Raw genomic sequence first — 20,568 nt, forward strand, 5'->3', positions numbered from 1 at the left:
CAGCTTACCTGTTGAGAGGGCACCGACATTTACTCGCCGCGCAGCTTGAACTGATCGGCAGGGATCTTGTAGGCGCTGTTCAGGCCGCGTACACGGGCCAGATCGGTGCGCTGTTCGAGGTAGCCGCTGGCCGGAGCCTTCACGGTCACCTTGCTCTTGCTGTCCACGCTGATGGCATTGCCCACCACGTAAGCCACGTTCTTTTTATCGTCGTAGAACACGGCGTCGCCCGTGGTGGTCAGTGTGCCCTGCACCAGCTTCACGCCGCCGCGCACATACAGCGTCTTGGCCTTGGTCAACACGCGCACTTCCTGGCCGGTCATGACCAGCGCTTTCTGGGTGCCCTTGGCGGCGCGGGTCAGGCTGGGGCTACCGGTCAGTTGGGCCAGTTCGCGGTCTTCGTCAAAGATCAGCTTGGCGGCTTTGCCCGTCTGGGTGCCGTTGGTCAGGCCCACATTGCCTGTACTCGTCGAGACGTTGTTGTCTACGTCGAGGCTCATCTGGGCTGCCGTGATGCTTACCGTGTCGCCGTCCTCCTTGCTGGCAGGCTGAAAGGTGGCGCTAGCATTGCCGCTCAGCACGCCCTGCCCGGTGGTTTCGCTGTAGGCCAGAGCAGTGCCTTTGGCACTCAGGCGACCCCGCGTGACCTGTACGCTGCCCGTAAAGTTGGCGCTGCGCTTGCCTTTGGCCTCGATCAGAGGGGTTCCGGCGGGCGCGGCCAGCACCGCCTGAGTGGCCTGAATTTGCAGGGTACTCACGGTGGCCTTCACGGGATTGCCACTGAAGGTCAATGGCCCATTTCGCAGGTCGCCGCGTGGCCCGCCCTGAATCGTGATGATGCGCTTGTTGGTATCTGCCTGAGCTGCGGCCAGCGTGACTCCCAGCAGGCCCATCAGCAGGAGGTTACGGTTCAGTTTGGCGGTCTTGGTGGTGAAGTTGGTCATGGTCTGGCTCCTTGGGTGTCGTCGGGTTTGAAAAAGAAGGCTGGAATTAGAGTGGAACTCTTTTTCCATCTCGGCAGGTTTCGGTGGCATCCAAATTGGCCGAGTAGGTGGAGTTGTCGTTATCTGAATCTTCGATGACGAATTGAAAACTCATGCGAAGTTTTTCTACACGGCCCGTTACATCTGGGGAATCTATGATTGCCAGCGGAGCCGTAAAGCCGTAGCCCTGCTCGATTTTTATCGGTTGTGTGGCGTTTCCGGCCAGATCCAAGTCGGCGCACTGGGCCACCAGTGTGATGCGGGCCTTCTGGGTGGTCATATTGTCCTGGCTATCGATGGTCAGGTCAGGGGTCGTGAGGGTGGCGTCCAGGGTCTCGCGCCCGGTGTAGATGCCCGCCCTGTTCTTTTCGCGCAGCAGGCGTTGGCCGTCCGACAAACCGCTCAGGCGCGTTTCGCCCGCTACGGGGTCGCTGCTGACTTTGGCTGCCTGAAAACGCCACACTGCACCTTCATCCCGCGCCGGATACAGCGACAGGACCACACCCGACAACTGCGCCCCTGTTCCGGCTCCAGGTTGGCTCCCACTGGGCAGGAACGCGAACACCAGCGCGAACAGGACCAGCGCCGTCAGCGTCCATAACCCGGCTCTTAACACGCAGGCACTCTAGCGTCAGACCCTCATGAGAGTGGTGGGGCCAGCCTGACTGGAGGTGAGACTTGGGGGGGTGGTTCCGGGTTGGAAGGTGAACCCCCCCGTTGCTGGCGCAACGCCCCCCCTTAAGGGGAGGACAAGGGCTGTTGTGCTCCCCTCAAGGGGGCTGGCTGCGGACTGGCAAAGCTGCGAAGCAGAGCAGAGTGGGGGTTTACACGCAGCGCCGGAAGGCAAACTCCCCACTCACCACTTACCCTGTCTCAATGATCGACACCCACTGTCACCTCGACTACCTCGAAGACCCCGCCTCGGCACGCGGCGAACTGGGCCTGACCGGGATGGTCTGCATCGGCGCAAGTGCCCAGCACGCCCGCAACGCCGTACAACTGGCCGAAACCCTCCCCGGCGTGTGGGCCACCGTGGGCATCCATCCCACCGACACCGCCGAAGACAGCCCCGAAGTGCGGGCCGAACTGGAACTCCTGGCCCAGCATCCCCGCGTGGTGGGTATCGGAGAAAGTGGGCTGGACGACTACTGGGACGAGACGCAGCGGGCCGCGCAGGTCTCGGCCTTTGAGTGGCAACTGGATTTGGCTCGGCGGGTGGGCAAACCGCTGGTCATTCATACCCGCGACAAGGCTGGGGCAGAATCGGCCCATCTGGGCGTGATGGACGTGCTGAGCGCCTGGCCCGATGTGCCCGTGATTCTGCACTGCTTCAGCGGGCATGCGGGGCTGCTGAAATTTGGGCTGGATCGCGGCCCGCACACCTATTTCGGATTTGCGGGCAACACCACCTACAAAACGGCCCACGAGATTCAGGCCGCCGCTCAGACTGTGCCGCTGGGCCGCCTGCTGCTGGAAACCGACGCGCCTTTTTTGGCTCCAGTGCCCAAGCGTGGCAAACCCAACAGGCCCGGTTATGTGCGGCACACGCTGGAATTCATCGCGGCGCTGCGTGGGCTGGACCCCGACGAACTCGAACGCACCGCCGATGCCAACGCAGAACGGGTGTACGGGATGTATGCCACCCCTTCCGCCGGATAGACTCTGGGCATTCTCCACAGCAGTTTCAATTCAGCAGCGATCACAACGGGGGCTTTACGGCCTAGAGCTTCGGCGTAAGTTCTCTTGATTTCGTGTTGTCCCACTACCCACTTCCCACTGACCCATCCCCGAAGGAGTCCCCATGTTCGACGAATTTCTGGTTCATGACCTGCTGGCCCCCGACGAACGCCTGATCCGCCAGAGTGTGCGGGCCTACTGCGACGCCGAATTGATGCCCCAGATCGCTGAGTGGTGGGACAGCGGCGACCTGCCCGTACGTGACCTGATGCAGCAGTTTGGCGGCATGGGCCTGTTGGGGCCGACCACGCCCGAAGAGTACGGCGGCGCGGGCGTGAGCTACAGCGCATACGGCGCGATGATGTACGAACTGGAACGGGTCGACAGCGGCCTGCGGAGTGCCGCCAGCGTGCAGGGCAGCCTCGTGATGTTCCCCATTTTTACCTACGGCAACGATGAACAGCGCCAGAAATACCTGCCCGGACTCGCCAGCGGCGAACTGATCGGCTGCTTCGGCCTGACTGAACCCGACGGCGGCTCTGACCCCGGCGCGATGCGAACCCGCGCACGGCTGGACGGCGACGAATACGTGCTGAATGGGTCCAAAATGTGGATCACTAACTCTCCGGCGGCGGATCTGGCGGTGGTGTGGGCCAAAGACGACGAGGGCGTGATTCGTGGATTTATCGTGCCCACCGACGCCCCCGGTTTTCATGCCCCCAAAATTACCCGCAAGATGAGCCTGCGGGCCAGCGTGACCGGGGAAATCGTGCTGGAAGATTGCCGGATTCCGGCGGCCAACCTGCTTCCGGGCAGCGGCGGCCTGAAATCGCCCCTGTCGTGCCTCACCTCTGCCCGCTTCGGCATCGCCTGGGGCGCACTGGGCGCACTGGAGGCCGTGCTGCAAACAGCGCTGGACTACACGGGCAGCCGCACCACCTTCGGCAAACCGATTGCCAGCCGCCAACTGGTTCAAGACAAACTGGTCCGCATGGCGACCGACCACAGCACCGGGCTGTTACTGGCGTGGCGTCTGGGCCAACTGAAGGACGCGGGCCGCATGAACTTTGCCCAGGTCAGCATGGCAAAACGCAACAATGTACGCGTGGCCCTGACCGGTGCCCGCCTCGCCCGCGAACTGCTGGGCGGCAACGGGATCACCACCGAATACCCGGTGATTCGCCACATGCTGAACCTGGAAACCGTGGACACCTACGAAGGCACGCATGACATTCACACGCTGATCGTGGGACGACATCTGACGGGGGTTGGGGCGCTGGAGTAGGAAAACCGTGAGTGGTCAGTGGTGAGTGGGAAAAGCAAAAAAAGCATTTGCTGCCGCGCTTCCTAGCTCAGCTCTTTCCACGATCCACGTTCCACGATCTAAGTTCCAGCCCACTGACCACTCACAGTTTTTCACCACCAGCCCCGCCGCTTGAAATAGTAGGCCAGCAGCCCGCCGATCAGCATGAAGCTGGCCCATGCCAACGCGTAGCCGTATTTCCACGGCAGCTCGGGCATGTGCTGAAAATTCATGCCCCATACGCCCGCAAGGAAGGTCAGGGGCAAAAAGATGACGCTCACGGCGGTCAGGGTTCTCATGACCTCGTTCATGCGCTGGCTTTGCAGGTTCAGGTGCAGGTCAAGCAGGCCGGTGAGGTAGTCGCGCAGGCCGTCCAGATGGCTGCTGGCGCGGGTAAAACTGTCCTGGGCATCGCGGTAGCGCACCAGATCGGCAGCGGTGCCGGTGGCGTGGCGGCCCAGCAGCGCGGCGGCTTCGCGGGCATCGGTGGCGAGGCGGCGGGCATGGCTGATCAGGTGCTTGAGATCGAAGACATCCGACACCGGATTCTGTCGCCGCTGCTTGAACACCCGTTCTTCCAGCGCCTCCACCCGAAGTTCCAGGGCGTCGGCCAGCGTAAAAAAGGTGTCGGCGGTATGGTCGAGCAGCTCATACATGATCTCCTGCGGCGTATTGATGTGCTCGCGTCCGATCATCTCCCACACGTTCGCCAGCGCCTGCGTGCCGTGCGTGCTGATGGTCACGAGGGCCTGCGGATACATGAAGATGCTCAGGCGCTCGGTAAAGTCGTCGGGTTCCTGGGGATTCGCCAGACTGCGGATGGTAATGAAGGTGTGCTCGGGGTACTGCTCGGCGCGGCTCCAGTGGCCCTTTTCCAGCGTGTCTTCCAGCGCCAATTTGTTGATAGAAAAGGCGGCTTGCAGCGCGGCCAACTCGTCCGGGGTCACGTCCTGCACGTCCAGCCAGAGATGCTCACTTTCTCCGTTCCACTGAAAAAGGCTGCCGTCCAGCCGCTTGGCTTGAATCATGCTCCCAAGGTAGTGGGTTATAGGTTGTGGGAAGTGGGAAAGGCCATCGGGGAAAGACAGGTCTATTTTTTGCTCTGCCTTTTTCTACGCCCCACAATCCACGTCCCACCGCTATCCCTTACCCTGTAATCCGATGAACGCATGGGCATGGGTGGCATTCGGCGGCGCGGTGGGTGCGGTGGCCCGTTACGGCGCGGCGATGGCCCTCGCACCGCTGGCCGCCCGCGCAGGCTTTCCGGCTGGAATTCTGGTGATCAATGTGCTGGGGTCGTTCCTGCTGGGCCTCACGGTGGCCCTCGTGGGGCGCGGCGTCTGGCCGGAAGCGGCGCGGTTGGCCTTTGGCACAGGCGTGCTGGGCGCGTTTACTACGTTCAGTACCTTCAGCGTAGACCTGGATGGCCTCATCGGGCGCGGCGCGGTGGGTACAGCTCTGGCTTATGCGCTGGGCAGCGTGCTGCTGGGCGTACTGGCGGCGGTGGCAGGGCGGGTGTTGGGGGGCAGGCTGTAGGAAGGGACTTTCAGGACGCTTCTGGCCCTGACCAAACCGCTGATGAAGTGTCCCCCACGCCTTTCCCACTCACCACTGACCACTCACCACTACCCGCCGCTGTACTGTAGCGGCACCAATCATGACTGGAAAAAAACGCCGGACCAAAGCCGAAGCCACCCGCCCGCCCGAACAGTTTCTGGATCTGGCCGACGTGCTGACCTACGTGGGTCAGGTCATCGCGCGGGGCGTGCCGGGGGCCATCTGGGTGCGGGCCGAGATTGCCAGCCTCACGGATCGCCGCCACCTGTACATGGATCTGGTGCAACTGGGCGAGGAGGGCGAGGTCGCCAAGTGCCGCGCCACCGTGTGGGCACGTGAACGCTTCGCGCTGGAAGGCAAGTTTCGCCGCGCCACCGGGGGCACCTTCACGGCGGGCCTGAAAGTGCTGCTGTTCTGCACCGCCGAATTTCACCCGCAATACGGATTCTCGCTGAATGTGCTGGATGTATCGCCCGAATTTACCCTCGGAGACGCGGCGGTCCGGCTGGACGCCCTGCGCGAACAGTTGGTACGGGAAGGCGTCTACGGCCTGAATCGCCTGTTGCCCGCCCCCACCGACTTTGCGCGAGTGGCCGTGATCAGCCCGGAAGGGGCGGCGGGTCTGGGCGACTTCCGGCGAGAAACAGACCCGCTGGAGGCCGCGGGGGTCATCCAATTCATCTATCTGGAAGCCACCTTTCAGGGCCGGGACGCCTCGGGCAGCCTGACGCGGGCCATTGCAAAGGCGCGGGCCGCACACGCCGAGGCTCCTGTTGACGCGCTGGTGGTCATCCGGGGCGGCGGGGCCGTGACCGATCTGGCATGGCTGAATGATCTGGACGTGACCCGTGCGCTGGCGACCTTTCCGGCCCCCGTGATCACCGGACTGGGCCACGCCCGCGACGATACCCTGCCCGACGAGGTGGCCCACACCCGCACCGACACGCCCAGCAAGGCCGCTGCTCTGATCGTGGGTGTAGTGGCCGCCGCCGCTGCACAGGCCCAGGAAGATGCCCGTTCCATCCGCGCCCATGCCCGCGACATTCTGGTCGACGCTGCCGCCGCCGCAGAGTGGGCGCTTGACCGTACCCGCACCGCCGCCCTGCGCCAGGCCGACGCCGCCCACGCCCACACCGATGCCCTGATGCGCCAAGCCTTGGGCCTCACACCCGCCCGCACGCTGCAACGTGGCTACGCTCTGGTCCGCAACGCGGCAGGCCAACCCATCACCCGCGCCGCCCAGATCGGCCCCAGCGAACGCCTGACACTGGAGTTTCAGGACGGGGAGCGGAAAGTGGTGAGCGAGTAAGTGGACAGAGTACCTAAATAGACCTTTCAATAGATAAACAGTCCCACTTCTACAGGAGATACGCTTGACAACTTTAGAATTTTACAAAAATGATCCTATTCACATTGCCATCAGTAATTTAGAGACCGGAAAAGCCGCCTTGTATGGCTTGATTTTATTGAAAACAGTCAGGCAATATCCATCTTGCGTGGCCGTGAGTTCCAGCTTTTTGGCTAGATACAATGGGACTATAGATTTACATATAAAAAGAATATTCCATACTACCCCCGCCCCCTCTTGGCAAGATATGATGCAGACCTATGAAGGTTTGCTGGATGAGGCTATTGAGTTGGGCGACAATGCACTGGAATCCTGCATATGTATCCCTCATTACTTGGCGAGCTTCGAAGTCAATGGAGATTTAAACAACATACTCTACGCGAATGTTAGCTTTTTAGGCTTTTGCGATTATATAAGCCAAGAATATGAAATCAAGGAAAGAAGACCCTCAGAAGCAAGAATTGCGTCCAGCAAAACAATGAGTGCATACAGAGTCTTGACGAATCAACTCATTCTTTCTCTCAATACTGATGGAGTCACAGATCCTAATCTGCTTGAAAAGCTATCTGACCATTTCCGTGAAACCATCAGAGATTTCTTAGTTTCTTAATTGGCTCTAGTTTTTGTCAGAAAGCATAATTTTTTTACTTCCCACTCTCTACTCCCCCTCCACAATTTCCCGCCCATCATCGCTGATCCAGTCGCTCCAAGATCCGGCGTAGAGGCGGTTTTCTGCGCCCAGTGGCACGCCTGCCAGTTCGCGGGCCAGCAGATTGGGCGTGGCGCTTACGCCGCTGCCGCAGTAGGTGATGGTGGGGGCATCAGCGGCGTTCAGGCGCTCGGCCTGCTCTGGCCCGCTACGGAAGGTGCCCGCCGGGGTCAGTGCACCGGTCCAGTCACGGTTCACGGCTCCGGGGATGTGTCCGGCTTTCTTGTCTATCGGCTCGGTTTCGCCCCGGTAGCGGGCAGGGGCGCGGGAATCGATCAGCAGGGTGGAACCGTCGCGGGCCTGCACATCCTGCGCGGTAGCGACCAGTTCGGGGCGCACCTGGGGCGTGAAGGTGCTGGGCGTGACCGGGGCCTCATCGGTGGTGGCCTCTCCGCCCGCTGCTAGATAAGCGGGCCAGCCGCCGTCCAGCACATACACCTCGGCATGCCCCAGCCAGCGCAGCAGCCACCACGCCCGCGCCGCGTAAAAGCCCTGCCCGGTACTGGGATCGTCGTAGGCCACCACGGTGCTGCCGTTGTCTATGCCCGCCGCGCCCAGCCACGCCGCCAACTCCTCGGGATCGGGCAGGGGATGACGGCCACCCGCGCCGCCTTCCTGCACCGGGCCGCTGAGGTCGGTTTCCAGATCGGCGTACACCGCGCCCGGAATGTGCCCGCCCATGTACGCAAAACGCCCCACCAACGGATCAGACAGGGCGTAGCGGCAGTCCAGCACCCTGACCTGCGGGTCGGCCAGATGTTCCAGCAGCCATCCGGCAGACTTGAGCGGAGAGGGCAGGCCAGCAACAATCTTGGCGTCGGTCATGCCCGCTAGCCTACAACGGCAGGCCGGGAAGAGAGAAAACAAAAAATCCGCCCTGCTCGGACGGTGATAAGTTAAATATAGCGTGCTATGCAGGCAAAGTCAAACCCATACGCTGTGACCAGAAAACCTCATCCTGCACGTCAGTTTTCTTCAGGCGTTTCCCAGTGCCTTGCATAGACTGAGGCCAACTGCTCAGGCCGCCGCCTGCGGTTTTTGCAAGTCGAAAGACGCCATTGACTCGGCCTCTTCCGCATGTCCCAGAAGTCATGTCCTGCAACCAAAAAAGAACACCTACCCCCAGCCAGAGCCGGAAGGTAGGCGACACGAACGAAGCGGTTCTTACAGGCCGAAGTAGGCGCGGTTCTTGACGATGAATTCGGTTTCGCCGCCCGGCACGTCTTCTTCGGGGTAGATGGCGCTGACAGGGCAGGCAGGCACGCACGCGCCGCAGTCAATGCACTCGTCGGGGTGGATCAGGAACTGGTCGCCTGCGTCGTAGATGCACTCTACGGGGCAAACTTCGGTGCAGGCGTTGTCCTTGACACCAATGCAGGGGCTGACGATGACATGAGGCATGCCAGACAGTATGCACAGCGCCGGGGGAAGTGACAAGGGCAAAGCCCCCCAACGGAGTTGTACCGGACTAGTCAGGTTTTGTCCGTGCGGGTGCGGAAAAATCCGAGCTTAGAGGTCGGGATTGCCCAGCGCGGGGTAGATGGAATGCAGAACAGGGCCAGGAGAGGGCGATCTACTGGGCTGCCCCAGAATATTGATCAGTAAAATGTGCCTCAGCCAGGTGCAGGTCCTCTTCTTTGTCTACATCGGTGCCCACAGCGGCGTGGGGCGTCAGGAGGGCGTGAACGGGCACGCCCAGCAGCGCAGCCACCTTGGATTCCAGCCGCGCCACCGTCAGTTGCCCGGTCAGCAGCCTCAGCAGGATACCCGGCCCGATCAGGCCCGCCAGTTTCAGAGGTGCTTTGCGGGCAGCCAGCACATCGCGCAGGCGCGGCAAGAATTGGCCGATGAGGGCCGGGTCGAGCATAAACAGGTTGCCGCCCGTAAACGTGCCGTCTTTCAGGCGGGCGTAGGTACGCTTCACTCCTGGATAGGCGGCCTCGCAGACCTCACGCCGCACCACCGGATACACCAACGCGGCGTCGGCGGGGGTGGCGTCCAGTACGTCGCGCACCTGATCTGCCGTGAGCAGCGGAATATCGGCAGTGACCACCAGCACACGCTCGCCCACGCCCGCTGCCAGAGCCTCTACACCAGCCTCCAGATTGCCCAGCAACGTGCCGTGATCGGTCACGCGCAGGGCAATCATGGCGTCCATCTCGGGAGTCGTGGGGCCGACATAAGCAATCCGCTCCACGCGCCCGCTGCCGTGCAGGGCACGCAGGACATGCAGCGCCATCGGCTGGCCCGCCACCGGAATCAGCGCCTTGACCTTCACGCCGTGCGCCGCTGCAAAAGGATCGCCGGGATCGCCGCCGCCCAGTACCACGGCACTCCAGCGCACCGCCGAGGCCGCCGCAGGGGGGGCGTCACTTGTCACGCGCTCAGGTTGACTCATCTGGGTCAAGGGTAGCAGGGACAAGACAGTGAGTCTGAACGGGTGTTTATATCAGTCGTCTGAGAGCCTGAGCTGAAGAAGCGCTGAGTTGCCGCACACAGGGGATCAATGAGCAACGAGGGTCGCTCTTTCGCGGCCCGCTTCAGTTCATTCCTGATGCTGTGGAGGCATGTTGACCGACACACCCTACCCCGGCAGATACAGTCTTGCGGTGAAGCCTGCTGCGGGCGTACTTGCCAGCGTCAGGGTTCCTCCGTGCAGTTCGGCGGCGCGGCGCACGATAGCCAGCCCCAATCCGTGCCCCTCGCCGCTGCGGGCCGCGTCGGGGCGGTAAAAGGCTTCGCCCAGGCGGGCCAACACCTCGGAAGATACGCCGGGGCCGTCATCCTGAACGGTGATGCTCGCGCCCCCGGCCTCGGCCTCCACGCTGACGGTGATGGTGGCTCCGGGCGCGTGCCGCACAGCATTCATGGTCAGGTTCCAGATGGCCTGACCCAGTAATACCCGATCTCCCTGCACCGATACCGGCGCGGGGGCCAGCAGATCCACGTCGGCTTCAGGCGAGAGTTCTCGGGCACGGTCTACGGCGTCGGCGGCCAGATCGCGCAGGGGCACGGGCGCACGCCCCATCGCCTCGGCATCGCGTGCCAACAGCAGCAGATGATTGGTGAGGGTGGCAAGGCGGTTCATATCGGTGCCCACCTCGCGCAGTTCGTCGCGGTAGCGGGCCGCATCCCGGTCACGGGCCAGAGTGCCTTCGACCCGCGCCTGTACAGCCGCCAACGGACTGCGGAGATCGTGCGCGGCAGCCCGCAAAAAAGCCTGTTCGCGTTCTCGGGCATCGGCTAGGCCTGCGAATGTCCCCTGCAAGGTTAGGGCCAGCCGCGCCAATTCGTCACGCTGTCCGGCTCCGGGAACTGGCCGCCGCAGATCACCCCCTGCACCGATGTCCCGCGCCGCCCCTTCCAGCGCCCGCACGGGCCGCAGCAGCCGTCCAGCCACGCCCCAACCGACGGCCAAAGACAGCAGCAGTGCGGCGGGAAGCAGCCAGGCCAACGCCCGCCCGAAGGCCCGCTGCGCCTCGGTCAACGCCTGTGCATCAGAAGCCACCGCCAACGTGATGTCCGTTCCCGAGTCGCGCCCCGGCCCCCGCGCCCGCACGCCGCGCACCGCAATCAATTGGTCGTTCAGGCGGTACAGGTTGTCTTTGAGATTCAGGGCCACTCCTGCGGGAAAGTTGGCCGTCTGAACCTGGGACATCACACCCAACTGCACCGACACCAGCCGCAGTTCCAGGTTGCGGGTCTGCGGATTGCCATTCACGATCCGTTCCAGATCGGCTACCGTCACCTCCACCACGCCCAGCCCCAGCGGGCCAGCGGCGCGGCCCAGTGCTCCTTCGACCCGCTCCTGCACGGCGCTGACCGCACTCAGCAGACGGTCTTGCTGCGAGCGCAACAGGAAGCCGTTGACCGTTACATACAGTCCGCCCGCCACCAACGCCACCGCCAGACCCGTTGCCAGCGCCGCCCACAGTGCCAACCGCGCCCGCAGGGTCAGGGCAGGCCAGTTCAGAGACATACACTCCCGCCACAGAAGCGAGGCCGCGCCGCCCGCAGCCCCCTCATTTCTCGACCCGGTAGCCGCGCCCCCGCTCGCTGGAAATGACCTCCTGCGCCAGCTTGCGCCGCACGTAGCGCACGTATACGTCCACGATTCGGGCCTCTCCCTCAAACTCTGGCCCCCACACCCGGTCCAGCAGTTCCTCGCGGGTAAACCAGCGTTCAGGGGCCAGTGCCAGCACCTCGATCAGGGCGTATTCGCGCCCAGTCACCGCCACTTCTTCGCTATCCCAGGCCACCGTGCGGGCCACCGTATCCACCACGCCGCGCCCCGCTGCAAACGCCAGCCTCGGCGCACCCTGCCCCCGCTCTCGGCGCGACAGGGCACGCAGGGTCGCCAGCAGTTCGGGCATGGCAAACGGCTTGACAAGGTAGGCGTCTCCGCCCAGATCCAGCCCCTGTACCCTGTCGCCCAACTCGCCCCGCGCCGTCAGGAACAGGATGGCCGAATCCACCTCGGCCCCACGCAGTTGCCGCGCCACCTCGAAACCGTCCAGACCGGGCAACATCACGTCCAGCACCAGGAGGGAATAGTCGCCCAGCATGGCAGCTTCCAGACCCTCCGGCCCAGTCTGCGCCCAAGTCACCACGTAGCCCGCCTCCCGTAGTGCCTCCCGCGTCGGCTCGGCAATGCGGGGGTCGTCTTCTACAAGCAGCAGTCTCATCGGGGGAGCCTCATACAGCTCTCAGTGTAGGCGCGGCGGTTAGGGGTGGGTTAAGCGGCATTGAGCGGCAGGCAGCAAAAGTGCTGATGGGAAGAAACTGTTTCCTGTCAGATAAACCAATTACCCGCCTAAGCTCCGCACCACCCCCCACACCAGCAGCACCACACCCAACACCAACGCTGCACCCAGCGCAGGCAGCAGCCAGGGCAGGCGGCGCTGCATTCCGGCGCTGCGGGCGCGGGCATCGTACAGCACGGGCGCGGGCAGGCTGCGGGCAGCGAGGGCCAGAATCGTGGGCACGATCACCAGATCGTCTCCCAGACCCAGAAAGGGGGTCAGGTCGGGCAGCAGGTCCAGCGGGCTGACGGCATAGATGATGGCGATCAGCGCGGCGGCTTTGGCAGGCAGCGGCGTTCGGCGGTCACCGAGGGCGAACAGCAGGGCCAGGGCGTCACGCCAGATGGGACGAATGCGGGCAATCACGCCCACAGATACGGGGTCTGACACCCCAGAGTTGCAAGGGGCCGGGAGGCATCTGCTATTCTGCCGGGTAGTCGTGGCCGCCCTCAGGTGCGCCGCGCCGGAGGCCACAGCAATATGACTCGCATCACGCGAGCCGTCGTGTACCGCGAGGACACGTTCAGGAACGGAAACTGCAACCATCATCCAACATCCAGCCCTCACGGGTTGGCCCTGCCGCGTGCAGGGAGGTCTTTCTGTACAGAAACCGTGTTGACCCCGATGTTTGCGACCCGTTCCGGCCTCCAGTCCGGTTCGGGGATGTTTGCATGATTCTGGCAGGCCGCCCCGAGATGTGTTAAAGTCTTTGCTTGGTGACCCGCGTATGTGGGTGAGCAGCACCCGCCCGGCAGCGTTCCGGGGCGGGGACAGCAGGAGGAACGACCGATGTTTGCAATTATTCAAACGGGCGGCAAGCAGTACCGCGTGCAGGAAGGCGACGTCTTGCGCGTTGAGAACCTGAAGGCCGAAGCGGGCGACAAGATGGACCTCAAGCCCCTCTTTGTGGGCGGCGACAATGCCCTGTTCGGTGACGCTGTGGGCGGCTACACCGTGGAAGCCGAAGTTGTGGCGCACGGACGCGGCGACAAGATCTACGTCCGCAAGTACAAGAGCGGCGTGCAGTTCCGTAAGCGCACCGGCCACCGTCAGGGCTTTACGGCCATCAAAATTCTGGGCATCAAAGGGTAAGGTGAACTGAAATGGCACACAAGAAAGGCGTAGGTTCTTCCAAGAACGGTCGTGACAGCCAGCCCAAGTACCTCGGCGTCAAGAAGTTTGGCGGCGAGCAGGTCTTGGCAGGCAACATCCTCGTGCGTCAGCGCGGCACCAAGTTCAAGGCTGGCCCCAACGTGGGCATGGGCCGCGACCACACGCTGTTTGCTCTCGAGCACGGCAAAGTCGTGTTTACCAACAAGGGCGCAACGGGCCGCTTCATCTCCATCGAAGTCGCCGCACCCGAACTCGCTGCCGACTGAGATCAGGCAGGAACGCAGCACGCCCTGCCGCACAGGTGGCATGGCGTGTTTTGTTTGGATTGGGGAAAGGACTGTCTAAGGGTCAAAAGTCTGAGCGTCCAAGAACCACTTCTGCTTGAGGACTTGGATTTCTTTTCAGACCTCAAAGAAGCGTTCAAAAGACCAAGAATATCTTTCCCCACCCTTCCTTAGACCCCCTGACCCTTAGACACTCTTTTTCAGCACCAACAACCAGAGGTACACATGGCATTTCGTGACGTTTTAAATATTGAAGTAGCCGCCGGAAATGGTGGCGATGGGTCGATGAGTTTTCACCGCGCCAAATTTATGGAAAAGGGCGGCCCCGACGGTGGGCACGGCGGACGCGGCGGCAGCATCATTTTGCGGGCCATCGAGGGCGTAGAAAGCCTGGAGCGATTGGTCGGCAAGCGCAAATTCAAGGGCGCAAACGGCGCATATGGCGAGGGCCGACTCCGGCAGGGTGCAGACGGCGAAGACATCTACATCGAAGTTCCAGTGGGCACCACGGCTTTCGATGAAGACACCGGACGCGTGATTGCCGATCTGGTGCGCGTGGGGCAGGAAAAAGTTATTGCACGCGGCGGCTTCGGCGGGCGCGGCAACTCCACGTTTGCCAGCAGCACCCGGCAGGCTCCCCGCTTTGCCGAGCTGGGCACTCCGGGCGAAAAGCGGCGCGTGCGTCTGGAACTGCGCCTGATTGCCGATGTGGGCCTGGTGGGGTACCCCAACGCGGGCAAATCCAGCCTGCTGGCGGCCATGTCGCGGGCCAATCCGGCCATCGCCGCCTATCCGTTTACGACCCTCTCCCCCATTCTGGGCGTGGTGGACCGCGTGGATACCGATGACCGCTTTACGCTGGCCGACATTCCCGGCATCATCGAGGGAGCCAGCGAAGGCAAAGGGCTGGGGCTGGAATTCCTGCGCCACATCAGCCGCACCCGCCTGCTGATCTATGTGCTGGACGTGACCCGCGACCCCATCGAGGAAATGCGGAGCCTGCGTTCCGAGCTTCAGAGCTACGATCCGAGCCTGCTGAGCAACGTGGCCCTGATCGCGCTGAACAAGGTGGAACTCGTCGAAGAAGACATTGCCCAGATGGTCGAAGACGAGCTGCTGGACTTTGGTCTGCCCATCTTGCGCGTGAGTGCCAAAGAGAAGATCGGCCTGACCGAACTCCGCGACAACGTGTTTGCCATGCTGCCTGACCGCGAACTGTGGGCGCAGCAGAATGCACTGGAAATCGAAGTGGAAGACGTGCGCGAAGAAGCCCTGACGGTGGTATACCGCGAGGACGAACCCGCCAAACCCGGCGGCGAAAACGAGCGGGTCTGGGAAGTGCATGGCGGCGGCTTTGCCGAGAAGATCACCCGATTTGCCCGCCACCTCGACGACGCCGCCGAATACCTGTCGAACCTGTTCAAGCGTCAGGGTCTGTACCGGGCACTGAAGCGGGCAGGCGCACGCGAGGGCGACACCGTGGAAATCGGCACCTTCCGCTTCGAGTACTTCGACGACGATCAGCCCGGCGAAAAAGGGAACTGAACGCGGGCCGGAACGACGGCCAGAACGTGGACCGTGGAACGTAGGGAGAATCTACGGGCTGCGGTCCACGTTCTGTCTCTCTGCACCAGCAAGCAGATTCCGGCCATTTCGTTGGCCCCCGGAACAACACCGGGAGCCAACTCCACTCTGGAATCTGCCCTTTTCCTACTCGCTCTGCTCGGAATATTCAGTCAAACGGCGACTGGATATTCGGAATTCAGTTCTTGGTCAAAATCCGCACCGACAGAATATCGTCGGCCACAGCGCTCTCAATCGGGGTTTCCTGTCCGGTGCTGCTGTCGCTGGTGCGGGTCAGCTTGGGCAATACGTCGTCACCCGTAACCACTTTGCCGAAGATGGTGTGCTTGCCGTTCAGGTTCTCGGTGGGGGCGAAGGTAATGAAAAACTGGCTGCCGTTGGTGGCTGGGCCGCTATTCGCCATCGCCAGAATTCCGGCACTGTCGAAGGTGAGGGCGGTGCGAAATTCGTCGGCAAAGCTGTAGCCGGGGCCACCCGTGCCCCACTGGGCTTTTTTGGCGAGGTCGGTACTCTGAGGATCGCCCGACTGCGCCATGAAGCCGTCCATCACGCGGTGGAACCGGATACCATCGAAATAATGGTTGCGGGCCAGAAACACGAAATTATTGACCGTGACGGGCGTCTCGGCCTCGTACAGGTCGGCCAGCAGTTGGCCCCGGTTGGTGTCGATCAGGGCAAAGTAGTTCTTGCCGTCTTGCAGGCTCAGGGCAGGCTCGGTCTTGAATTCGCGCACGGGCTTGTCGGTCAGGAAAGGCACGAGGGTATAGCCAGCAGGCACCGCGCCGGGTTTGGCGACGGCAGGCGTGGCAGCCGTTTCGGGCGTGGTGGTTTCGGGTGTGGTCGCCGCAGTTTCGGGCGTTTCCGTGGCCGTCTCTTCCGGCGTGGTGGTCGCGGCGGTGTCGTTCTTGGGACACGCGGTCAGGGTCAGGGCAAGGGTCAGCAGCAGGGCGGCCTGTTTCATCGGGTGCAGTCTACCTGCTCGGCACGGGGCAAAACGGTGATTGACGGTAGACTGCGGGATGTGATCGTAACGATAGATGGCGTAGCCGCCAGTGGAAAATCAAGTGTGTCTTCGGGTGTGGCGCGGGAACTGGGCATTCCGTATGTCAGCAGCGGCCTGCTGTACCGCGCCGCCACCCTGCTGGGCCTGGAAGCAGGCGTAGATTTGCACGACGCCCCGGCACTCCTGACCCTGCTGGAAACCCACGCGCCCCGGCTGGAGCCGCTGGCCGAAGGAAACCGCGTCTGGGCCGGAAAGCGTGAACTCACGGACGCCCTGCATTCTTCCCGCGTGGATGCGGGCGTGAGCGTGGTGGCCGTGCTGCCCGAGTTGCGGGCGTGGGTGGATGCCCAGTTGCGTGCCCTGCCTGAACCCTTTGTGGCCGAGGGACGCGACATGGGCACCAACGTTTTTCCGCAGGCCGGAGCCAAGTTTTACCTGACCGCCAGCCCCCGCATCCGGGCCGAACGCCGCGCCCGCGAACGCCCCGAAGACATTCCCGCCATCGAAGCCGCCCTGATTCGCCGGGACGCCAAGGACAAGGTGCAGAGTGCCCCCGCCCCCGACGCACGAGTCATTGACACCGGGCCACTGACCTTAGAGGGCGTGATCAGCGTGATTCTGGAAGGCTTGGGGGAAGTGGGGAAAGCCTAGAGCAGCTCCAGGAAGTGGGCTGTTGGAACAGCGTTCTGAAAGGCTTTCCGGCTCGTTTTTCTGTTCCTAGAGCGACTGAACCCCCCCGTTGCTGACGCAACGCCCCCCCTTAGAGGGGAGGACAAGGGCTGATGTGCTCCCTCTAAGGGGGGCTGGCTGCGAAGCAGACTGGGGGGTTCAGTCGCCCAGCTTTCAGGCTACCGTTCCCACAACCCACGTCCTACTTCCAGACCAACACCCTACTTCAGCGCCTCAATCGGCCCCAACGCCACCACCGTGGGCGGAAACTCGGCCACGAGGTTGATGGGGCACAGGCGCAGGACTTCGCGCACATCGTCGGCGGTAACGCGGGTATAGCGGTCTACGAGGTCGGCGGTGGTACTGGGGTGGCCGTGGGCCAGATGTTCCATGCCCAGCGTAAACAGGCGGCCATGCGGCGTTTCGGCCCGCAGCAAGGTTCCCACGGCCATCTTGCGGGCGGCGCGGCGTACGGCGGTTTCGGTAATCAGGTCAGCGGCCCCGGCCAGCACTGCCCGGAAGCCGTCCAGCACCAGTTGGGCGCGGTCTGGGTCGCAGGAAAAACCGCCCTCGAAAGTTCCGGTATCGCGGTATTCCAGATGCGCCAGATCAGCGCCATCGGCCAGCCCGGTATCCAGCAAGGCCCAGTACAGCGCCCCGTTTTCGCCGCCGATCAGGTCGGCCAGGACCACGGCGGCTTCCCGTAAGGGGTGGGTGGTGGGCAAACCCGGCAGGCTGAGGGCCAGTTGTACCCGCGTCAGGCTGGGATCGTGAACGACCCGCACTGTACTGGGATGCACCGGAGCGGGCAGCGGGGGCGTGGGCAGAGGCGCGGCGGCGGGCCAGCCCTGTAATTCGGCTTCGGCCCACGCCAACACTGCCACCGGATCGAACGCGCCCACCACGGCCAGTGTGACCTCATTCGCGCCGTAGCGTTCGCGGTGGTTGCGGGCCAGCGCGTCACGGGTCAGGGCGCTGACGGTTTCCACCGTGCCCAACACGGGTTGCCCTAGCGGGTGCGCTCCCCAGTAATCGGCCCGCAATTCGTCGATCACGCGCACGGGCGGCTGGTCGGCGTACATGGCGATTTCTTCCAGAATCACGCCGCGCTCGGATTCCAGATCGCTCTGGCGCAGGGCGGGGCGCATCAGGTGGGTCAGGGTGTCCAGCAGGGCGGGGGTGTATTCGGGCAGCGCGGCGGCGTGGTACACGGTGGCCTCCTCGCTGGTAAAGGCGTTGGCATTGCCGCCCAGGTCGTCCAGCCGCTCGTTCAGTTGCGCCGCGCTCAGGGCCTCGGAACCCTTGAACATCAGGTGTTCTATGAAGTGCGAGGCCCCCATTTCGGCGGGTGTTTCGTCGCGTGCGCCCGTATTCACGAAATATCCGGCGGCCACGGTTTGCGCGGCGGGATCGGGTTCCAGCAGCAGGGTCAGGCCGGAAGGCAGCACATGAAGCTGGGTTTCAGGCACACGAGATTCAGGGACTTGGGTTGTTGGAGTAGGGAATTCAGACATGGTTGACCTCTGCCGCTGCATCTGCTGGGCCAACTTCGGCAGGCCCGAGCGTGACGGTGGTGGCCTGCCCTGCCGGGTCGTAGCCCTCCAGGAAGGCGTTCACATCGTTCAGTGTCAGGGCCGCGAGTTGCCCGCGCAGGTCGGCCACACTGCGAATTCGCCCGAAGACGGCCACATCCCGCGTGAGGCTGGTGGCGCGTGCCCGCAGGCTTTCGGCCCCGAAGACCACGCTGGCGGTCAGGCCCGTTTTGGCCCGCACGAATTCGGCGTCGGTCAGGCCGAGGGGCAGGCGGCCCAGTTCGGCCGTCAGCACTTCCAGCGTCTCGGGGGCGCGGGCGGGCGTGCTTCCGGCATAGGTGGACAGGAAGCCCTGCCCGCCCAGCACCACGGGCGAAGCACTGACCGAGTACGCCAGCCCGCGTTCCTCGCGCACCGCATGAAACAGACGGCTGGCACTGCCGCCCGAGAGCGCCGTGATCGCCAGTTGCCAGTGCAGCCAGTGGGGATGCAGCGGCGCGACCCCCGGCGAACTGAGGCTGATGTGGGTCTGCTCGCCGTCCTCGAAGGGCAGATGCGAGCGCAGACCGGGCAGAAAGCGGGCTGTAACAAGGTCGTGTTGCCCGCTGCGCCAATCGGCAAAAGCATGGGCCATCAGCGCGTGTACCTCGTCTGGGTCGGCATCGGCCACCAGCCCCAGCACACTGCCTTTACCGCCGTAACGGGTCAGAAAGTCGCGCAGGCTGGTTGGTGTGATGGCGGCCAGGCCCTCCGGCGTGCCGCTGGCTGGGTGGGCAAACCCCGCGAACGGAGCCGCCGCCGCGCCGTCGAACGCCACACTGCGGGCCTGCACCGCCAGCAGATCGGGCGGGCTGTCTTCCAGTCCTTCCAGATCCTGACGGGCCAGATCCAGCAGCACCGCCAATTCGGAGTCGGGCAGGTCGGGGCGCAGCAGCACGTCGGCCAGCAATGCCAGCGCACCGGGCAGGTCGGCCCGCAGGCCGCTGACGCCAAAGCGGGTGGCTTCCGGCCCCACGCCTCCGCCCCGGCGCACGCCCAGATCATCGAAGGCGTCTTGCAGGGCGCGGGCAGAACGGCCCCCGGCTCCCTTGAACAGCCATTCTTCCAGCACACCCGCTGATCCCTGAAGGCCCACCGGGTCGTGTGCGCTGCCCACCGGAATCCGCAGATCAAGGGCGAATCCCGGCCCAGCGCGGCGCTCGTAGGCCACCCGCAAGCCGCTCTCCAGCGTCCAGAGCCAGACCTGCGGCCCGCTTGTGTATTGTCCTGTCCCCGTCTGAACCTCAGGCGCGGCTGCCTGTCCTTCTGCGCCAATCGTCATCAGGGGTAGTCTACCGCTCCCCATCTCGGAACACAGAGAAAAGGCAACTTTAGAAGGACTCCTGACTCCCCCTGAACCGCCATGCTGAGAGCCTATGCGCCGTCTGCTCTCCCTCCTCTTGACTCTGGCCGTGCTGGGCGGCCTGGCCTATCTGTTGTGGCCCATGCTCAAGAACGCCAGCCGCTACTCGGCGCTGCTGTCTGCCCCACCAGCCGCTGCCCGCAGCCTGCCCAACCCGCTGCCCGGTCAGCGCTTTGTGGATACGTGGGGCGGCGCACGCAGCGAGGGCCGCAAGCACGAGGGCGTCGATATTTTTGCGCCGCGCAACACGCCGATTCAGGCCACCACACGCGGCATCGTGGTGAATGTGGGCGAAAACCGCCTTGGCGGGCGCACGGTCATGATTCTTGGCCCCGGCGGGCAGCGCCACTATTACGCCCACCTGGAGCGCTATTCCGAACTGAAAGAGGGGGACTGGGTAGAGGCCGGAAGCGTGGTGGGCTACGTCGGAGACAGCGGGAATGCAAAGGGGACGCCTACACATCTGCACTACGGCATCTATGCCAATTACACCGGATATAGCGGGGCCATCAATCCTTATCCACTCCTGCGGCGGGAATGGGAAAAGCGCTGAAATCTGTCAGGAGTAAGGGGTCAGTGGGAAAAGCGGGTGGGTCGAAATC

General features: G+C 63.4%; 22 protein-coding genes. 10 read left to right on the forward strand and 12 right to left on the reverse strand.

The features are described 5' to 3' along the window. Positions 1–29: 29 nt before the first annotated feature. Both F561_RS0118135 and F561_RS0118140 read right to left on the reverse strand, forming a co-directional pair. The gene (locus F561_RS0118135; protein ID WP_019011383.1) at positions 30–944 is read right to left on the reverse strand and encodes an LptA/OstA family protein; all 915 of its coding nucleotides are present in this window, start codon (positions 942–944) and stop codon (positions 30–32) included. A 46-nt stretch (positions 945–990) separates the two neighbouring features. Beyond that, on the reverse strand, positions 991–1,599 hold the full coding sequence (locus F561_RS0118140; protein ID WP_019011384.1) for a hypothetical protein: 609 nt from the start codon (positions 1,597–1,599) through the stop codon (positions 991–993). A gap of 260 nt (positions 1,600–1,859) precedes the next feature. Here F561_RS0118140 and F561_RS0118145 point away from each other — a divergent pair, with 260 nt between their 5' ends. Both F561_RS0118145 and F561_RS0118150 read left to right on the forward strand, forming a co-directional pair. After that, positions 1,860–2,642: a TatD family hydrolase gene (locus F561_RS0118145; RefSeq protein WP_019011385.1), complete on the forward strand. Its 783-nt coding sequence runs from the start codon at positions 1,860–1,862 to the stop codon at positions 2,640–2,642. A gap of 142 nt (positions 2,643–2,784) precedes the next feature. Next, positions 2,785–3,945 carry an acyl-CoA dehydrogenase family protein gene (locus tag F561_RS0118150; protein WP_019011386.1) on the forward strand — a complete coding sequence of 387 codons (1,161 nt, stop codon included), beginning with the start codon at positions 2,785–2,787 and terminating at the stop codon, positions 3,943–3,945. Between the two features lie 131 nt (positions 3,946–4,076). Here F561_RS0118150 and F561_RS0118155 read toward each other — a convergent pair whose 3' ends face one another. After that, positions 4,077–4,991 carry a magnesium transporter CorA family protein gene (locus F561_RS0118155; protein WP_019011387.1) on the reverse strand — a complete coding sequence of 305 codons (915 nt, stop codon included), beginning with the start codon at positions 4,989–4,991 and terminating at the stop codon, positions 4,077–4,079. A 133-nt stretch (positions 4,992–5,124) separates the two neighbouring features. On the opposite strand from F561_RS0118155, the gene crcB reads away from it, so the two are divergent. The 3 genes from crcB (at position 5,125) to F561_RS29030 (ending at position 7,478) form a co-directional block, all read left to right on the forward strand. Then, positions 5,125–5,499, forward strand: coding sequence for a fluoride efflux transporter CrcB (gene crcB, locus F561_RS0118160; RefSeq protein WP_019011388.1), 375 nt, complete (start codon positions 5,125–5,127; stop codon positions 5,497–5,499). A gap of 121 nt (positions 5,500–5,620) precedes the next feature. Next, complete coding sequence (xseA, locus tag F561_RS0118165; RefSeq protein ID WP_019011389.1) at positions 5,621–6,829, forward strand: exodeoxyribonuclease VII large subunit; 1,209 nt, start codon at positions 5,621–5,623, stop codon at positions 6,827–6,829. 64 nt (positions 6,830–6,893) lie between these two features. Further along, positions 6,894–7,478, forward strand: a complete 585-nt coding sequence (locus F561_RS29030) for a hypothetical protein (protein ID WP_157451991.1) — start codon at positions 6,894–6,896, stop codon at positions 7,476–7,478. Between the two features lie 48 nt (positions 7,479–7,526). Here F561_RS29030 and F561_RS0118175 read toward each other — a convergent pair whose 3' ends face one another. The 6 genes from F561_RS0118175 to F561_RS0118200 all read right to left on the reverse strand — a co-directional run bounded on the left by F561_RS0118175 (position 7,527) and on the right by F561_RS0118200 (position 12,769). Further along, the gene (locus tag F561_RS0118175; RefSeq protein WP_019011391.1) at positions 7,527–8,402 is read right to left on the reverse strand and encodes a sulfurtransferase; all 876 of its coding nucleotides are present in this window, start codon (positions 8,400–8,402) and stop codon (positions 7,527–7,529) included. Positions 8,403–8,741: 339 nt separating this feature from the next. Further along, a complete protein-coding gene (locus F561_RS0118180) occupies positions 8,742–8,978 on the reverse strand; it encodes a ferredoxin (protein WP_019011392.1) in 237 nt (78 codons plus the stop codon). Positions 8,979–9,150: 172 nt separating this feature from the next. Then, the gene (locus F561_RS0118185; RefSeq protein WP_019011393.1) at positions 9,151–9,975 is read right to left on the reverse strand and encodes a nucleotidyltransferase family protein; all 825 of its coding nucleotides are present in this window, start codon (positions 9,973–9,975) and stop codon (positions 9,151–9,153) included. A 186-nt stretch (positions 9,976–10,161) separates the two neighbouring features. Next, positions 10,162–11,556 carry a sensor histidine kinase gene (locus tag F561_RS0118190; RefSeq protein WP_019011394.1) on the reverse strand — a complete coding sequence of 465 codons (1,395 nt, stop codon included), beginning with the start codon at positions 11,554–11,556 and terminating at the stop codon, positions 10,162–10,164. A gap of 43 nt (positions 11,557–11,599) precedes the next feature. Then, on the reverse strand, positions 11,600–12,262 hold the full coding sequence (locus F561_RS0118195; RefSeq protein WP_019011395.1) for a response regulator transcription factor: 663 nt from the start codon (positions 12,260–12,262) through the stop codon (positions 11,600–11,602). Between the two features lie 120 nt (positions 12,263–12,382). Then, on the reverse strand, positions 12,383–12,769 hold the full coding sequence (locus tag F561_RS0118200) for a YkvA family protein (protein ID WP_245556570.1): 387 nt from the start codon (positions 12,767–12,769) through the stop codon (positions 12,383–12,385). A gap of 399 nt (positions 12,770–13,168) precedes the next feature. On the opposite strand from F561_RS0118200, the gene rplU reads away from it, so the two are divergent. The 3 genes from rplU (at position 13,169) to obgE (ending at position 15,321) form a co-directional block, all read left to right on the forward strand. Next, positions 13,169–13,471, forward strand: a complete 303-nt coding sequence (gene rplU / locus F561_RS0118205) for a 50S ribosomal protein L21 (protein WP_019011397.1) — start codon at positions 13,169–13,171, stop codon at positions 13,469–13,471. Between the two features lie 11 nt (positions 13,472–13,482). After that, the gene (gene rpmA / locus F561_RS0118210; RefSeq protein WP_019011398.1) at positions 13,483–13,758 is read left to right on the forward strand and encodes a 50S ribosomal protein L27; all 276 of its coding nucleotides are present in this window, start codon (positions 13,483–13,485) and stop codon (positions 13,756–13,758) included. Between the two features lie 243 nt (positions 13,759–14,001). After that, the gene (obgE, locus tag F561_RS0118215; protein WP_026299041.1) at positions 14,002–15,321 is read left to right on the forward strand and encodes a GTPase ObgE; all 1,320 of its coding nucleotides are present in this window, start codon (positions 14,002–14,004) and stop codon (positions 15,319–15,321) included. Positions 15,322–15,538: 217 nt separating this feature from the next. On the opposite strand, the gene F561_RS0118220 is transcribed toward obgE, so the two are convergent. Then, on the reverse strand, positions 15,539–16,321 hold the full coding sequence (locus F561_RS0118220) for a peptidylprolyl isomerase (RefSeq protein WP_019011400.1): 783 nt from the start codon (positions 16,319–16,321) through the stop codon (positions 15,539–15,541). A gap of 60 nt (positions 16,322–16,381) precedes the next feature. On the opposite strand from F561_RS0118220, the gene cmk reads away from it, so the two are divergent. Further along, positions 16,382–17,014, forward strand: coding sequence for a (d)CMP kinase (gene cmk, locus F561_RS0118225; RefSeq protein ID WP_026299042.1), 633 nt, complete (start codon positions 16,382–16,384; stop codon positions 17,012–17,014). 239 nt (positions 17,015–17,253) lie between these two features. Here the strand turns inward: cmk and F561_RS0118230 are convergent, their stop codons facing one another. Together F561_RS0118230 and F561_RS0118235 are read right to left on the reverse strand one after the other, a co-directional pair. Next, the gene (locus F561_RS0118230; RefSeq protein WP_083922539.1) at positions 17,254–18,546 is read right to left on the reverse strand and encodes a M16 family metallopeptidase; all 1,293 of its coding nucleotides are present in this window, start codon (positions 18,544–18,546) and stop codon (positions 17,254–17,256) included. After that, positions 18,539–19,885 carry a M16 family metallopeptidase gene (locus F561_RS0118235; RefSeq protein WP_019011403.1) on the reverse strand — a complete coding sequence of 449 codons (1,347 nt, stop codon included), beginning with the start codon at positions 19,883–19,885 and terminating at the stop codon, positions 18,539–18,541. The genes F561_RS0118230 and F561_RS0118235 overlap by 8 nt, the downstream gene beginning before the upstream one ends. Positions 19,886–19,979: 94 nt before the next feature. Between F561_RS0118235 and F561_RS0118240 the strand changes: the two genes are divergently transcribed. After that, complete coding sequence (locus F561_RS0118240) at positions 19,980–20,519, forward strand: M23 family metallopeptidase (protein WP_019011404.1); 540 nt, start codon at positions 19,980–19,982, stop codon at positions 20,517–20,519. Positions 20,520–20,568: the final 49 nt, after the last annotated feature.

Origin of the sequence: Deinococcus aquatilis DSM 23025, from assembly GCF_000378445.1 — a bacterium.
GTDB classification, from domain to species: Bacteria; Deinococcota; Deinococci; order Deinococcales; family Deinococcaceae; genus Deinococcus; species Deinococcus aquatilis.